This is a genomic window from Enterovirga aerilata (genome assembly GCF_013044135.1).
GTDB classification, from domain to species: Bacteria; Pseudomonadota; Alphaproteobacteria; order Rhizobiales; family Beijerinckiaceae; genus Enterovirga; species Enterovirga aerilata.
Genome location: NZ_JABEPP010000004.1, coordinates 1 through 15,059 on the forward strand (window position 1 = coordinate 1; position 15,059 = coordinate 15,059).

At 70.7% G+C, this 15,059-nt stretch carries 16 protein-coding genes and 1 tRNA gene; 16 read left to right on the forward strand and 1 reads right to left on the reverse strand.

Annotation, left to right across the window (positions count from 1 at the left end; all coding sequences use genetic code 11):
- Positions 1-1,136 precede the first annotated feature (1,136 nt).
- A complete protein-coding gene (locus tag HJG44_RS24235) occupies positions 1,137-2,504 on the forward strand; it encodes an HD domain-containing phosphohydrolase (RefSeq protein ID WP_171219011.1) in 1,368 nt (455 codons plus the stop codon).
- A gap of 196 nt (positions 2,505-2,700) precedes the next feature.
- On the opposite strand, the gene lepA is transcribed toward HJG44_RS24235, so the two are convergent.
- Positions 2,701-4,506, reverse strand: coding sequence for a translation elongation factor 4 (gene lepA / locus HJG44_RS13960; protein WP_171219012.1), 1,806 nt, complete (start codon positions 4,504-4,506; stop codon positions 2,701-2,703).
- 196 nt (positions 4,507-4,702) lie between these two features.
- Here lepA and HJG44_RS13965 point away from each other — a divergent pair, with 196 nt between their 5' ends.
- From HJG44_RS13965 to HJG44_RS14035, 15 genes are all read left to right on the forward strand, one after another.
- Positions 4,703-5,506, forward strand: a complete 804-nt coding sequence (locus tag HJG44_RS13965; RefSeq protein ID WP_171219013.1) for a metallophosphoesterase — start codon at positions 4,703-4,705, stop codon at positions 5,504-5,506.
- A gap of 9 nt (positions 5,507-5,515) precedes the next feature.
- The gene (locus HJG44_RS13970) at positions 5,516-6,556 is read left to right on the forward strand and encodes a glycosyltransferase family 4 protein (RefSeq protein ID WP_171219014.1); all 1,041 of its coding nucleotides are present in this window, start codon (positions 5,516-5,518) and stop codon (positions 6,554-6,556) included.
- Positions 6,557-6,565: 9 nt separating this feature from the next.
- A complete protein-coding gene (locus tag HJG44_RS13975) occupies positions 6,566-8,098 on the forward strand; it encodes a CYTH and CHAD domain-containing protein (protein WP_171219015.1) in 1,533 nt (510 codons plus the stop codon).
- Between the two features lie 49 nt (positions 8,099-8,147).
- A complete protein-coding gene (locus HJG44_RS13980; protein ID WP_171219016.1) occupies positions 8,148-9,032 on the forward strand; it encodes a 23S rRNA (adenine(2030)-N(6))-methyltransferase RlmJ in 885 nt (294 codons plus the stop codon).
- A 3-nt stretch (positions 9,033-9,035) separates the two neighbouring features.
- On the forward strand, positions 9,036-9,644 hold the full coding sequence (locus tag HJG44_RS13985) for a glutathione S-transferase family protein (protein WP_171219017.1): 609 nt from the start codon (positions 9,036-9,038) through the stop codon (positions 9,642-9,644).
- A gap of 18 nt (positions 9,645-9,662) precedes the next feature.
- Positions 9,663-10,235: a hypothetical protein gene (locus HJG44_RS13990; RefSeq protein ID WP_171219018.1), complete on the forward strand. Its 573-nt coding sequence runs from the start codon at positions 9,663-9,665 to the stop codon at positions 10,233-10,235.
- A 60-nt stretch (positions 10,236-10,295) separates the two neighbouring features.
- Positions 10,296-10,371: transfer RNA gene (locus tag HJG44_RS13995), tRNA-Thr, on the forward strand.
- Positions 10,372-10,397: 26 nt separating this feature from the next.
- Positions 10,398-10,676, forward strand: a complete 279-nt coding sequence (locus HJG44_RS14000; RefSeq protein WP_171219019.1) for a 4a-hydroxytetrahydrobiopterin dehydratase — start codon at positions 10,398-10,400, stop codon at positions 10,674-10,676.
- A 151-nt stretch (positions 10,677-10,827) separates the two neighbouring features.
- A complete protein-coding gene (gene rpmH, locus HJG44_RS14005; RefSeq protein ID WP_010300405.1) occupies positions 10,828-10,962 on the forward strand; it encodes a 50S ribosomal protein L34 in 135 nt (44 codons plus the stop codon).
- A 17-nt stretch (positions 10,963-10,979) separates the two neighbouring features.
- Complete coding sequence (rnpA, locus tag HJG44_RS14010; protein ID WP_171219020.1) at positions 10,980-11,405, forward strand: ribonuclease P protein component; 426 nt, start codon at positions 10,980-10,982, stop codon at positions 11,403-11,405.
- Positions 11,406-11,409: 4 nt separating this feature from the next.
- The gene (gene yidC / locus HJG44_RS14015; RefSeq protein WP_171219021.1) at positions 11,410-13,230 is read left to right on the forward strand and encodes a membrane protein insertase YidC; all 1,821 of its coding nucleotides are present in this window, start codon (positions 11,410-11,412) and stop codon (positions 13,228-13,230) included.
- 100 nt (positions 13,231-13,330) lie between these two features.
- Positions 13,331-13,987: a ribosome biogenesis GTP-binding protein YihA/YsxC gene (gene yihA, locus HJG44_RS14020; protein ID WP_171219022.1), complete on the forward strand. Its 657-nt coding sequence runs from the start codon at positions 13,331-13,333 to the stop codon at positions 13,985-13,987.
- The gene (locus HJG44_RS14025) at positions 13,984-14,364 is read left to right on the forward strand and encodes a DUF423 domain-containing protein (RefSeq protein ID WP_171219023.1); all 381 of its coding nucleotides are present in this window, start codon (positions 13,984-13,986) and stop codon (positions 14,362-14,364) included. The genes yihA and HJG44_RS14025 overlap by 4 nt, the downstream gene beginning before the upstream one ends.
- A gap of 175 nt (positions 14,365-14,539) precedes the next feature.
- Positions 14,540-14,734 (forward strand): hypothetical protein, encoded by a 195-nt coding sequence (locus HJG44_RS14030; protein WP_171219024.1) that lies wholly within the window; start codon positions 14,540-14,542, stop codon positions 14,732-14,734.
- An 8-nt stretch (positions 14,735-14,742) separates the two neighbouring features.
- Entirely contained in the window at positions 14,743-15,033 is a 291-nt protein-coding gene (locus HJG44_RS14035) for a hypothetical protein (protein WP_171219025.1), read from the forward strand.
- Positions 15,034-15,059: the final 26 nt, after the last annotated feature.

The window sequence follows — 15,059 nt, forward strand, 5'->3', positions numbered from 1 at the left end:
GAGAACACTAGCCATGCTGCACTGGCGCCCGGGCCGTATTACCCGGAGGGCGGCGCTGGTCCGGCTCCCCGAGTGCGGGTTCGCGAAACCCGCCCGCAGGCGCCGCGTCAGCCGGCTCGGGCTCTCGCCCATTCCGGCCCAGTCAAGCTCTTCCGCTCTGTTGACGCCTCGCGAGAGCGCCCCTCGGCGAAGAGGACGAAGCCGATCTAGACTATATTCCTAACAATGTCAAGCCGCCTGTCATCCCCGGCGGCCCGCAGGGCCGGGAAGCCCTCGGCGTCATCCCCGGCGCCTGCGCAGCAGGCGGGAAGGGGATCCAGACACCCTAGCCAAAGCGCGACGCCTCTGGATTCCCTTCCCCTCCGCAGCGCTGACGCGCCGCTCCGGCCGGGAATGACAGTGGAGGCGGTCCGGTGTCATCCCCGGCGGGCGCGCAGCGCCCGGGAAGGGGATCCAGAAACCCACCTGACAGAAAAGCCCGTGGATTCCCGTCCCCTCCGGCGGCTCCGCCGCTCCGGCCGGGAATGACAGTGGAGAGGCTGGAGCCTCGGCGCCCCAGCGGACCGCAAGGCCGGGAAGCCCTCGGCGTCATCCCCGGCGCCTGCGCAGCAGGCGGGAAGGGGATCCAGCACACCTCCCACACGGACAACGCCCCTGGATTCCCTTCCCCTCCGGCGGCTCTGCCGCCTCCGGCCGGGAATGACAGTGAGCCTCACGGTCCCGCCGGTTCGTCATCGCGGGCGCAGCGAAGCAATCCGGCCCCTGCTGAACCAAAGACTGGATTGCCGCGTCGCCTTCTCCTCGCAAGGCAGGGCGAGCGCGCAGACTGGATGGTCGGGTCGAGCCCGACCATGACGGAGGGGCGTCTCTGCGCGCTTGCCTGCGCAGTGCTTCCCTCCTCTCCGGCCAGGAATGATGGTGGGAAGCCTTGCACGAGGCAGGCCCCCGCCTCGCGCGCGGCTCGGTTCAGGGGATCGCGTTAACCGACCGTTCGGCAACTGCCGAAGATTTCGACGGAGCCGGTGATTGCGGCGGGTTAGTTTCGCGCCAAGCCCAAAGAGTTAAGCCTTAGCCATCATGCTCGGGGAGCGAGAGACGCCGAGGCGGTTCAGGCGCGCCGCAACGCGCCTCGGCTGGTGAGTTGGGGACGGGTGCAGGCCGTGGTGGAAACCGCCCAGGACGGGAGGCCGAGCCGGACGATCGGCGGCAAGCTCAACCGGCTCGTCCTCCTTTCGGTCGGGGTCGCCCTGATCGTCGGAACGGCGCTCTCCTGCTGGGGCGAGGCGCAGAGGTTCCTCCGGTCGAAGCGCGACGTGATGCTCGCGACCGCGCAGGTCTTCGCCTCGGCCAGTTCCAGGGCCGTGGCCGGCTCCGACCGGGTCGCCGTCCTTCAGGCGATCCGCGCCGTCGCGCGCGTCCCGGGGCTCATCTATGTGGAGGTGCGCGGGAGGGACGGCCACCCGCTCGCCCAGATCGGCTCGGGCGAACGCCTGAACGCGGACCTCGTCCTTGCGGCCGCGGAGGACGCCTCGCCCCTTGCGCTGCTCGGGTCGCGGACCATGACCCTGACCGTGCCCGTGATCGACGGCGGCGTGGCCGTCGGCGAGATCGAGCTGGTGGGCGAGACGCGCGGGCTCGCCGGGCAGTTCTGGCGGACGATGCTCTATGCCGGCCTGAGCGCGGCTGCCGCGCTCGCGATCGGCCTCCTCTTCTCGGTGCGCCTCCAGCGCTCGATCACGGTGCCGCTCGGCCAGCTCACGGAGGCGATGCGCAGGGTGGGGCGCACGCGCGACTATTCGGTACCCGTCGAGGTCGCGAGCGACGACGAGACGGGGGTCCTGGCGGCGCGCTTCAACGGGATGATGGCCGAGATCCGGGAGGCGGTCGACCGGCTCCTGGCGCGCGAAAAGGAGATCGTCGAACGCCTCAGCCTGGCGGGCGAGTTGCGCGACGACCAGACCGGCCAGCACGTGCTGCGCGTGTCGGAGATCAGCCGGATCATCGCCACCGAGCTCGGGCTGCCGGCGGCCTTCGTGGACGACCTGTGCCGCGCCTCGCCGATGCACGACGTGGGCAAGATCGCCATCCCGGACTCGATCCTGCACAAGCCCGGGCCGCTCACCCCGGAGGAGCGCCGCATCATGGAAGGGCACGCCCGGTGCGGCTACGAGATCCTGAAGAGCAGCAGTTCGGAGCTCGTGCAGCTCGCCGCCGAGATCGCGATCTCGCATCACGAGCGGTGGGACGGAGCCGGCTATCCGAACAGGCTCGCCGGGGAGGCGATCCCGGTTTCCGGCCGCATCACGGCGGTGGCGGATGTCTGCGACGCCCTCCTGTCGGAGCGCCCGTACAAGAAGCCTTGGAGCTTCGAGCGCGTCCGCGATCTCCTGCGGCAGGAGGCGGGGGCGCATTTCGACCCGGCCTGCGTGGAGGCGCTGCTGGCGCGCTGGCCGGAGCTGGAGAGGATCTACGAGGGCCGCGCCCCGGTCGCGCAGGCGGCATAGCCCGCGGCCGCGAGCCGGGCACGTTCTGGCTCGACCCAATGGGGCTCGCGCGCGGCGAGCTGGATCCGCGAACGCGGGAGACCGCGCTCCACCATCCGCGCTGCCGCGTGTCGCGGCAGCATGAGGCCTTTCACGAGCCTGCTCGGCGAACCGAAGGCTGGATGGTCGGGCCAAGCCCGACCATGACAAGAGCCGCTCACGAATCCATCTTCAGCGCCGCGATGAACGCCTCCTGCGGGATCTCGACGCGGCCGAATTGGCGCATGCGCTTTTTGCCCTCCTTCTGCTTGTCGAGGAGCTTGCGCTTGCGCGTGGCGTCGCCGCCGTAGCACTTCGCGGTCACGTCCTTGCGCAGCGCCCGGATCGTCTCGCGGGCGATGATCTTGCCGCCGATCGCCGCCTGGACCGGGATCTGGAAGAGGTGCGGCGGGATGAGGTCCTTCAGCTTCTCGCACATCGCCCGCCCGCGGCTCTCGGCGCGGTCGCGGTGGACGAGCATCGAGAGCGCGTCGACCGGCTCGGCATTGACCAGGATCGACATCTTCACGAGGTCGCCCTCGCGATAATCCGTGATGTGGTAGTCGAAGGAGGCGTAGCCCTTCGAGATCGATTTCAGCCGGTCGTAGAAGTCGAACACGACCTCGTTCAGCGGCAGGTCGTAGACCACCATGGCGCGCTTGCCGACATAGTTCAGGTCGATCTGCACGCCGCGCCGGTCCTGGCAGAGCTTCAGGACGCCGCCGAGATACTCGTCCGGCGTGAGGATGGTGGCGCGGATCCAGGGCTCCTCGATCGCCTCGATCTTCATCACGTCCGGCATGTCGGCCGGGTTGTGCAGCTCCTTCACCGAGCCGTCCCGCATCTTCAGATGATAGACGACGGAGGGTGCGGTCGAGATCAGGTCGAGGTTGAACTCGCGCTCGAGCCGCTCCTGGATGATCTCGAGGTGGAGAAGCCCGAGAAAGCCGCAGCGGAAGCCGAAGCCGAGCGCCGCGCTCGTCTCCATCTCGTAGGAGAAGCTCGCGTCGTTCAGGCGCAGCTTGCCCATCGCGGCGCGCAGATTCTCGAACTCGGCCGCGTCGACCGGGAACAGGCCACAGAACACGACCGGCTGCACCGGCTTGAAGCCCGGCAGGGGCTCCTTGGCCGGCTTCTTGTCCTCGGTGATCGTGTCGCCGACGGCGGTGTCGGCCACCTCCTTGATGGAGGCGGTCAGGAAGCCGACCTCGCCCGGCCCGAGCTCGGCCACGTCCTGCATCTTCGGGCGGAAGACGCCGATCTTGTCGACCCCGTAGACGGCGCCGGTGCCCATCATCTTGATGGTCATGCCCTTGCGGAGCCTGCCGTCGACGATGCGGACGAGCACGACCACGCCGAGATAGGCGTCGTACCAGGAATCGACGAGCAGCGCCTTGAGGGGCGCCGTCTCGTCGCCCTTGGGCGGCGGCAGGCGGGTCACGATCGCCTCCAGCACCTCGTCGATGCCGAACCCGGTCTTGGCCGAGATCATCACGGCGTCCGAGGCGTCGAGCCCGATCACCTCCTCGATCTGCTCCTTCACCCGGTCGGGCTCGGCCGCCGGCAGGTCGATCTTGTTGAGGACGGGGACGATCTCGTGGTTCGCGTCGAGAGCCTGGTACACGTTGGCGAGCGTCTGCGCCTCGACGCCCTGGGAGGCGTCGACGACGAGCAGGGATCCCTCGCAGGCCGCCAGCGAGCGCGAGACCTCGTAGGCGAAATCGACATGGCCGGGCGTGTCCATCAGGTTGAGGATGTAGTCCCGCCCGTCCTTCGCCCTGTATTCGAGCCGGACGGTCTGCGCCTTGATGGTGATCCCGCGCTCCTTCTCGATCTCCATGTTGTCGAGGACCTGCTCGGTCATCTCGCGGGCGGAGAGGGCGCCGGTCTGCTGGATGAGGCGGTCCGCGAGCGTCGACTTGCCGTGGTCGATATGCGCCACGATCGAGAAGTTGCGGATGTTGTCGATCGGATGGCTGGTCATGAGGCGCTCTGGCGATGGCCAGGATCGCGCGCCGGCCACGCCGGGGCTCACTGGATCGCGGAAATCGGATCGAGCGCAGATAGCAGCGCCCGCCCCTTCCGCCAAGGGAAGCCGTCCTGCCGGGCGGCTGTCACATCGGCGCAATCGGAGGCTGTCACAGCCTCGGGCGTACCGACCCCGAATCACAGGGCGCGACGTGCAGGTTCAGAACCGGCGGTATCGGACCGTCTTCATCTCGGACGTCCATCTCGGGACCCGGGGCTGCCAGAGCGGCCTGCTGCTCGACTTCCTCCGCGAGGTCGAGAGCGACACCATCTACCTCGTGGGCGACATCGTCGACGCCTGGCGCCTCAAGCAGGGCTGGTATTGGCCGCAGGAGCACAACGACGTCGTCCAGAAGCTCCTGCGCAAGGTCAGGAAGCATGTCCGGCTCGTCTACATCCCGGGCAATCACGACGAGTTCCTGAAGGACTATCTCGGCACCCATTTCGGCGGGGTCGAGGTCGTGTCCCACGCCGTCCACGTCGCGGCCGACGGACGGCGCTATCTCGTGGTGCACGGGGACGATTTCGACGTCGTGGTCCGGCACGCGAAGTGGCTCGCGCTCCTCGGCGACTGGGCCTACGAGACGGCGCTCTGTGTCTCGAGCTGGATCAACCTCGTCCGCCGCCATCTCGGCCTGACCTACTGGTCGCTGTCGCAATGGGCGAAGCTGAAGGTGAAGAACGCCGTCAGCTTCATCGGCGATTACGAGGCCGCGCTCGTGAACGAGGCGAAGCGGCACGGCGTGGACGGCATCATCTGCGGCCATATCCACCATGCGGTGATCCACGACCGGCTCGGCATCCGCTACATGAATTGCGGCGACTGGGTGGAGAGCTGCACCGCGCTCGCCGAGACCTATGACGGCGAGTTCGAGCTGATCCGCTGGACGGCGCTCACGCCCCGCCGCGCGGCCCCGGAGCTGCGCCCGGAGGTCGCCACGGCAGCCGCCGCCTGAAGCGTGCCGATGCGTCTCCTGGTCGCGACGGATGCCGCACCGCCGCAGGTGAACGGCGTCGTGCGCTCGCTGGAGCAGACCGCGGCGGCGCTCGCCCGCATCGGCGTGGAGACCGTCTTCCTCGCGCCCGACCGCTTCCCGGCGGTCCCGCTCCCGAGCTATCCCGAGATCCGCCTGGCCCTGGTGCGCCCGGGGCAGGTCGCGCGCATCGTGGCGGCGGGCCGCTTCGACGCGATCCACGTCGCGACCGAAGGGCCGGTCGGGCTCGCGGCGCGACGGTTCTGCCTGCGCGAAGGCCTCGCCTTCACGACCAGCTACCATACGCGCTTTCCGGAATACCTCCGGGCGCGCGCTCCCATCCCGCTCTCCTGGAGCCATGCCTGGCTGCGCCGCTTCCACAATGCGGGAGCGGCCACCATGGTCTCGACGGAGAGCCTGCGGACGGAACTCGCCGGGCGCGGCTTCCGGCGGCTGAAGCTCTGGACGCGCGGCGTCGACACGGAGCTGTTCCGGCCGCGGCCGCCGGCCCTGGATCTTCCGCGCCCGATCTTCCTCTCGGTCGGCCGGCTGGCGGTGGAGAAGAACCTCGCGGCCTTCCTGCGGCTGGACCTGCCGGGCACGAAGGTGGTCGTCGGCGACGGGCCGCAGCGGGCGGGGCTCGAGGCCGCCTTCCCGGACGCCGTCTTCCTGGGCATACGGACGGGAGCCGAGCTCGCCGCGATCTACGCCTCCGCCGACGTCTTCGTGTTCCCCAGCCTGACGGACACCTACGGCATCGTGCTCCTGGAGGCGCTGGCCTCGGGCCTGCCGGTCGCGGCCTTCCCGGTGTCCGGCCCGAAGGACGTGGTCGGCGGCGCGCCCGTCGCGGCGCTCGGCCCGGACCTGCGCGAGGCGGCGCTCGCCGCGCTCGCCATCCCGCGCGAGCGCTGCCGCGCCTTCGCGCTCGCGCGGTCCTGGGAGCGGAGCGCGCGCGAGTTCCTGGCGCATGTCGCGCCGCTCTCCCGGCCCGTATCCCTGCCGCCGCGCCTCGTGCTACGGTCCGCCGGCTAGGCGAGCACCATGTCGGACCCGCGTGAGTTGGAGCTGAAGCTGGAGGTCGGGCCGCGCGGGCTCGCGCGCCTGAAATCCCGCGGCCTCAAGCAGCTGGGGGAGGCGAGCGCCCGCGAGCGCCTCGCCAGCGTCTATTTCGACACGGCGGACCGGCGCCTGCGCGAGAAGGGCCTGAGCCTGCGCGTGCGCTCCGTCGGCGGGCGCCATCTCCAGACCGTGAAGGGGATCGCGGACGGGCCCGGGATCGGCCTCTTCGAGCGTTCCGAATGGGAGAGCGAGGTCGCCGGTCCCAGGCCGGATCTCGCCGCCGCCGCCCGCACGCCCGTGCAGGAGGCGCTGGCCGAAAAGGGCGCGGGCGGCCTTCGCCCGGTCTTCGCCGCCGAGGTCGAGCGCACGATCTGGCTCGTCGAGAGCGAGGGCTCGACGATCGAGGTCGCGCTCGACGAGGGGACGATCGCGGCGGAGGGCGCGAGCCGGCAGGTCGCCGAGCTCGAGCTGGAGCTGAAGCGCGGCAGCGCCGCCGATCTCTTCGCGCTGGCCCGCCGGCTCGACGAGGCGGGCGCGCTCCGGCTCGGGGTGCTCACGAAATCCGAGCAGGGGTACCGGCTCGCCGAGGGCGAGGCGCAAGGCTTCCACAAGGCCGAGGCCGTGAAGCTGAAGCGCGGAACCCCGACCGCGGCGGCTTTCGCCGCGATCGTGCGGGCCTGCCTGCGCCATTTCCGCCTCAACGAGTCGGGAGTGGTCGAGGCCCGCCTGCCCGAGGCGCTGCACCAGGCCCGCGTGGCCATGCGGCGGCTCCGCTCGGCGCTGTCGCTCTTCAAGGAGCTGCTCGGCGATCCCGAATCGGACGAGATCAGGAAGCGGCTGCGCACGCTCTCGGGCCATCTCGGCCATGCCCGCAACCTCGACGTCTATCTCGCCCGCACCGGGACGGATGCCGCGGAGGGGCGGCCCGCCGACCCGGCCTGGATCGCCAGGCTCAGGGCCGAGCGCGAGGAGGCCTATGACCGGATCGCCAAGGTTCTGGCCTCCAAGAGGTTCCGGCGCCTGATGCTCGACCTTCTCGCCTGGGTGGAGGACGGCGCCTGGCGCAGGCCGGCCGATCCGGACGCCCGGGCCCGGTTGAAGCGGCCGATCGAGGTCTCCGCGGCCGCGATCCTCGACAAGCGGCGGCGCCGCGTGCGCCGGCGCGGCCGCGATCTCGCCGAGCTCGATCCGGAGATGCGCCACGAGGTCCGCATCGAGGCGAAGAAGCTCCGCTATGCGGCGGAATTCTTCTCGGGGCTCGTCGAGCACAAGGCGGGGAGGAAGGGGCTGAAGCGGTTCCTCTCGGCGCTGGAGGAGCTGCAGGAGGCCCTGGGCGACCTGAACGACCTGGAGACCGCCAGGACGCTCCACGCCGATGCGGAGGCGCGCGCGGAGGAGGGCGGCGCCCCGTCCCCGGACGACGAGGCCGGGCGGGAGGCGGAGCTGCTCGAGCGTGCCGTCGCGGCGCACCGGGCCTTCTCCGACGCGAAGCCCTTCTGGCGCGACTTCGCCTGAGCCGCGATATGAGGCTGCCGGCCTCGGCCGCGATCCAGCTTCCCTCGCCATGAACTACCGCCACGCCTTCCACGCCGGCAACTTCGCGGACGTGATGAAGCACGCGCTGCTCGCCCGCATCCTCGTGCATCTGCGCGGGAAGGAGACGCCGTTCCGGGTCGTCGACACGCATGCCGGGATCGGCCGCTACGACCTGGCAGGCCCGCAGGCCGAGCGCACCCTCGAATGGCGCGCCGGCATCGGCCGGATGGAGGAGCCGTTCGGGCCGGAGGTCGAGCCGCTCCTGGCGCCCTACCGGGAGGTGATCGGGGCGACACGGGCGCGCTACGGCGAGACGGTCTATCCCGGCTCCCCGGCGATCGTGCGCGAGCTGCTTCGCCCCGCCGACCGCGCCGTCTTCGTGGAAAAGCATCCGGAGGACGGGGCGGTCCTCGCCGAGCGCTTCAACGCCGTCCACAACATCAAGGTGATGCTGATGGACGGCTGGATCGCGCTGCGCGGCCTGATCCCGCCGAAGGAGCGGCGCGGCCTCGTGCTGATCGATCCGCCCTTCGAGGAGCCCGGCGAACTCGCCCGGGCTGCGTCGCGCCTGCGCGACGCCATGCGGCGCTGGCCGACGGGCATCTTCGCCGTCTGGTACCCGATCAAGGACATGGCCGAGATCGAGTCCTTCGTGGCCGCCGCATCCGGGGCGCAGGCGCGCGACCTGCTCAGGCTCGAGCTCCTGGTCGATCGCCCGGACGGGCTGCGGCTGGCCGGGAGCGGCCTCCTCGTCGCGAACCCGCCCTGGACGCTCGCCGGCGAGGCGGGCCTTCTGCTCCCGGCCTTGGCGGAACGGCTCGCGCGGCGTGACTACGGCGCGTTTCGGTGCGAGAGGCTGGAGCGCGAGCCTCCGCGCGAGACGCGCGGGCCGCATGTCCCGGGAGGATCCTGACCGATGCTGACCCTGCGCTTCTCGCCTGCCTCGCCCTATGCCCGCAAGGTGAGGATCGCGGCCGAGCTCGTAGGCCTCACGGACCGGATCACGCTCCTGCCGACCCAGACCGGCGACCCGAAAAGCGGCCTCACCGACGTCAATCCGCTGGGAAAGATCCCGACGCTCACCCTGGAGAACGGCGAGACCCTCTTCGATTCCCGCGTCATCGTCGACTATCTCGACCATCTCGGCGGCGGCCGGCTCGTCCCGCCGGGGGAGGAGCGCTTCCGGGTGCTGCGCCACCAGGCCCTCGCCGACGGGATCCTCGATGCCGCCCTGCTGCTCGTCTACGAAGGCCGCTACCGTCCCCCGGAGCACCACGTGCGGAGCTGGACGGACATGCAGGCCGGCAAGATCTCGCGCGCCCTCGACCATTGCGAGGCGGCGCTGTCCCGCCCTGCCGAGACGGTGCATATCGGACATGTCGCGCAGGCCTGCGTCCTGGGCTATCTCGACCTGCGCTTCGCGGGAGAATGGCGGAGGAGCTATCCGGCGCTGGTGGCCTGGCTCGAGGATTTCGCCGCCCGCGTTCCCGTCTACGATGCCACCCGCCCTCCAGCGGGCGCCTGACCGGATGGAAGCCTCGTCGTGAAGGGCCGTCCGCTCCTGGCGGTGGCGGCGGCTGCCGCCTCCTCGCTGGCGCTCGCGGCATGCCTGGAGGTGGGTCTCGCCTCCTCGGTCGCCTTCCCGCCGGACGTTCCGGGCCTCGATGCGGGCCAGCCCTGGCTCCGCCTGCCGGTCGATGCCTGGGTGACGGAGGGCGGCATCGAGCCTGTCGCGATCGCGGCCTGTTTCGCGTCGTCCTGCTCGCCTCCCGCGGCCGTCGGCCTGTTCCGGGCGCGCGGAACGGCCGCCGAACGCCTCGCGGCCGCGGCGGCCGAGCCGCAGCGGCTCGTCCGTGCGCTGCTGGAAGGCAGGCCGCGCCCGCGCAGTCTCGGCTCGGCCCCGCGGCCGAAGATCACGGCCGCGGCGGAGCCCCTGCGCGAGGCCGGATGGCGCGGCTTCACGCTCCACATGGCCCGGCAGGACGGCTCCCGCCCGGCTTATGCGGCCGTCCTGACCCGGATGGCGGGCGGGGCAGCGACGGCCGTCGTGGTGGTCGCAGCCGCGCCGGATGCGGCGCAGCGCCTCGCCCGCGAGGTCGCCGCGCGGCAGGGTTGATCGCAGGGTTGATCGCCGACCTTGCGCAAGGGCAGCCCGTGCGACTAGAAGGGGCGGCGCGCCGCAATAGCTCAGCTGGTAGAGCATCTCATTCGTAATGAGAGGGTCGGGGGTTCGAATCCCTCTTGCGGCACCACTCTCGCAGGCGGGATCGCGACGACCGTGGAGAGCGGGTCATCCTCCGTGCTGCCGCCCGGCTGGTCCGGCGACGAAAGGCGGATCGCGAAGATCTTCACGTTCGCGAGCTTCCCGCAGGCCATCGCCTTCATGGTCGAGGTGGCCTTCTTCTGCGAGGCGGCGAACCATCATCCGGACTGGACGAACACCTATCGCCGCGTCTCGGTCGAGCTCACGACGCATGATGCCGGTCGCGTGACGGAAAAGGACCTCAGGCTCGCGCGCCACATGGACGAGGTGCATGGGAGGCTGACGGGGCGCTGAGGCCCCTTCACATTGACATCGCGGCCGTTCCTCCGCATAAGCCCGCGCGAGCAGAGGGTGCCCTTGCGGCGCCCCGCCCGTCTTTTCGGACACAGTCGCAACACCACATAGCGGTCGGGAGCCCACCCGGACACGCGACCGGAGATGACACGTGAAGAGGACCTATCAACCCTCGAAGCTCGTCCGCAAGCGGCGGCACGGGTTCCGGGCCCGCATGGCGACGGTGGGGGGCCGCAAGGTCATCGCAGCGCGCCGGGCGCGCGGCCGCAAGCGCCTCTCGGCCTGAGATCGCGGGCCGCCCCCATGCGCGCCCGGCCTGAGGCGGCGCTGGGACGCCTGACCAAGCGACCCGAATTCCTGGCGGCGGCCACGGGCCGCCGCTTCCACACCGAGCGGATGAGCCTGCAGGGGCTGCGCCGCCCGGAACGGGACGGTGCGGCCGGCCTGAGAGTCGGGTTCACGGTCACCAAGCGCGTCGGGCATGCGACCGAGCGCAATCGCATCCGGCGGCGGCTGCGCAGCGCGGTGGCCGAGGCCGGCCTAGCCTTCGCGGCCGAGCCCGCCGACATCGTCGTGATCGGACGTCGCGACGCGCTGTCCGCTCCCTACGCCACCCTGATCGAGGACCTGTCGCGCGGCCTGGCGGCCGTCACGCGACCCGGGGCGCCGGGCCGTGGCCGCGGCCACGGTGCCAGGCCCGCTCGAGAGGCCGCCCCCGAGCGGACCTGACACCATGCGTGAAGACAACAAGAACCTGCTGCTCGCCATCGCCCTGTCGGTCGCCGTCCTGATCGGCTGGAACTATTTCTACGGCGTGCCGATGGTGGAGCGGCAGAAGCAGGCTGCCACCAGCCAGACCGCGCCGGGCCAGAACCCGCAGGTCCCGAGCCCGTCGCCGCGCGAGGGCCAGCCCTCGGCCCCGGCGCCCTCGACGGTCCCGTCCGTGCCGGGCACGCCCGTGGTCGAGACCCGGGAGGCGGCGCTCGCCCGCTCGCCGCGCATCGGCATCGACACGCCCTCGCTCGCCGGCTCCATCGCCCTGAAGGGCGGGCGCATCGACGACGTATCCCTCAAGAACTACCGCGAGACGGTCGACCCGAACTCGCCGCGCATCGTGCTCCTCTCGCCTTCGGGCAGCCCGACCCCCTACTACGCCGAGTTCGGCTGGGTCGGCCCCGGCGCGCCGAACCAGGACACGGTCTGGACGGCCGATGCGCAGACGCTCACGCCGGCCCGGCCGGTCACGCTGACCTGGGACAACGGCGCGGGACTGGTCTTCCGCCGGGTGATCTCGGTGGACGAGAAGTTCATGTTCTCGGTCCAGGACACGGTCGAGAACCGCGGCGCCGCAGCCGTGACGCTCTATCCCTACTCGCTCGTCTCCCGGCACGGAAAGCCGCCGACCCAGGGCTACTACGTCCTGCACGAGGGCCTGATCGGCGTCGTCGGCGACAGCGGGCTCCAGGAATGGGGCTACGCGGCGCTCGACAAGGAGGCCGTCATCCCGGGTCAGACGACCCGCGGCAAGATCTGGAACGCCGCGACCGGCGGCTTCCTCGGCATTACGGACAAGTACTGGGCCGCCGCCGTCATCCCGGAGCAGAGCCAGCCCTACCAGGGCAGCTTCACATCCCGCCAGGAGGGGAGCGGCTTCATCTACCAGGCGAACGCGCTCTCCGACGCGAGGACGGTCACGCCCGGCGCCACGGCCCAGCTCACCCAGCACCTCTTCGCGGGGGCCAAGGAGGTCGCGCAGGTCGACGCCTACGAGGCCTCGCTCGGCATTAAGAGGTTCGACCTCCTGATCGACTGGGGCTGGTTCTACTTCATCACCAAGCCGATGTTCAAAGCGCTGGACTTCTTCTTCCGGATGTTCGGCAATTTCGGCGTGTCGATCCTGCTCGTCACCCTCATCCTGAAGCTGTTCTTCGTGCCCTTGGCCAACCGGAGCTACGTCTCCATGGCGAAGATGAAGGCGGTGCAGCCCGAGATGATGGCGATCCGCGAGCGCTACAAGGACGATCGCGTCAAGCAGCAGCAGGAGATGATGGCGCTCTACAAGCGCGAGAAGATCAATCCGGTCGCCGGCTGCTGGCCGATCCTGATCCAGATCCCGGTCTTCTTCGCGCTCTACAAGGTGCTCTTCGTCACCATCGAGATGCGGCACGCGCCGTTCTTCGGCTGGATCAAGGACCTCGCGGCGCCCGACCCGACCTCGATCTTCAACCTGTTCGGTCTCCTGCCCTACGAGGTGCCGCAGTTCCTGCATATCGGCGTGTGGCCCATCATCATGGGCATCACGATGTTCCTGCAGATGAAGATGAATCCGGAGCCGCCGGACCCGGTCCAGAAGGCCATGTTCTCCTGGATGCCGGTGATCTTCACCTTCATGCTGGCGAGCTTCCCGGCGGGGCTGGTGATCTACTGGGCCTGGAACAACGCGCTCTCCGTGCTGCAGCAGGGCATCATCATGCGGCGCAACGGCGTGAAGATCGAGCTGTGGGACAACCTTCGCGCGACCTTCGCGAAGAAGCCGGCGACAGCCAAGGGGTAGCCGGATCGCTGTCGTCGCCGGGCTTGTCCCGGCGACCCCGATGTGAGCAGCCTCCCCCTCTCCAATCCAGGTGGCCGGGCAGCCCGGCCAAGACGCAGGCGTGACCGAGCCCACCGATACCGACGACTTCGCCGAGGCCGGCCGAAAGCTCTTCGCCGGCGCGGCCGACTTCGTCTGGGCGGCATCGCGCATCGACAACCTTCCCCCGATGGAGGGGGTCGAGATCGCCTTCGCCGGCCGCTCCAATGTCGGCAAGTCGAGCCTCGTCAACGCGCTCACCGGGCGCCGGACGCTGGCCCGCACCTCGCACACGCCCGGCCGGACGCAGGAGCTGAACTTCTTCGACATCGGCGGCCGGCTGCGGCTCGTCGACATGCCCGGCTACGGCTTCGCGGCGGCCGGCAAGGAGAAGGTCGAGGCCTGGACCAGGCTGATCCATGCCTATCTGCGCGGCCGCGCCAATCTCGCCCGGGTCTATGTCCTGATCGATGCCCGGCACGGCCTCAAGGCGAACGATGCCGGCGTCCTCGACGGGCTCGATACGGCCGCGGTCTCCTACCAGATCGTCCTCACCAAGGCGGACGAGCTGAAGGGCGGGGCGCTGGAGCGGCGCGTCGGCGAGACCGAGGAGGCGATCCGGCGCCGGCCCGCCGCCTTCCCGGCCGTGCAGCCGACCTCGAGCCGGACGGGCCTCGGCATCCCGGAACTGCGCGCCTCGATCGCCCGGCTCCTGGCCGAGCGGGGAGAGGCCCCGTGAGGGGCGGGCCGGAGCGCGCTCTCGTCGGCCTGGGCGCGCTGGCGGGCTGCCTCGGCGTCGCCCTCTCGGCGGCCGCCTCGCATGTGACCGGGGGCGGCACGCTGGAGATCTCGGCGCGCTTCCTCCTCGTCCATGCGCCGGCCCTGATCGGGGTCGCGGCCGGGGCCGCGACGGGCCTGCTCCACCGCGCGGCCGCGCTCGCGGCAGGCGCAATCCTCGTGCTCGGGCTCGCGCTCTTCTCGGGCGATCTCGCCGCGCGCGCCCTGCGCGGGGCCGCGCTGCTGCCGATGGCGGCGCCCGCGGGAGGCATCCTGATGATGGCGGGATGGCTGCTCGCCGCGCTCTCGGCCGTCATAGGTGGACGGAGGGCAGCGTGAAGCTTGCCCTTTCCCCGAGCTCGGCAATATAAGGCGGGAGACCTCGGCCGATCCCGCGCCGACCCGCCATCGCGCCACCGCGCCTTCTCGACCTGAACAGCTCGCTCGTCCGAGATGGCCCTCCAGACGCCGCGTCGGGTGACGCATTCGGCCTGTCGCAGCAGGGAGTACCGACATGGCGGAACATCGCTTCAACGTTGGCCAGCGCGTTCGCGTGAAGACCCGCTTCCTCGACCGCTCCGGCGAGGGCGTCTACGAGGTGGTCCGCCAGCTCCCGGCGACCCCGAACGGCGACTACCATTACCGCATCAAGAGCCCGAACGGGCAGGAAAGGGCGGTTGCGGAGACGGAGCTCGCCCCGGCCGGCTGACGCGCCGGATGGCCGCTCCCGCGAACCGCTTCGCCAGGGTGGCGGCGCCCGATCCGGACGCCGTCACGGTCACGATCCGCCAGGGCTCGGACGGCGTGATGCTGGGCGAGGTCGAGGGACCCGCATCTTCCGCGCCGGGCGGGCTGCCGCCGCTGAGCTTCGGCCGGGACGGCTCGCTCGGGGCGCACCAGGCGCTCGCGGTCGGCTGCCAGCTCGCCAACGAGCTCGGCCGGGAGGTCGTGGTGATCGACGAGGGCGGAAACTGGCGCCCCGCCTGGGGCCGGCTTGAGCCCGCGTGAGCCCGCCGGTTCCGTAGCCTTGCCAG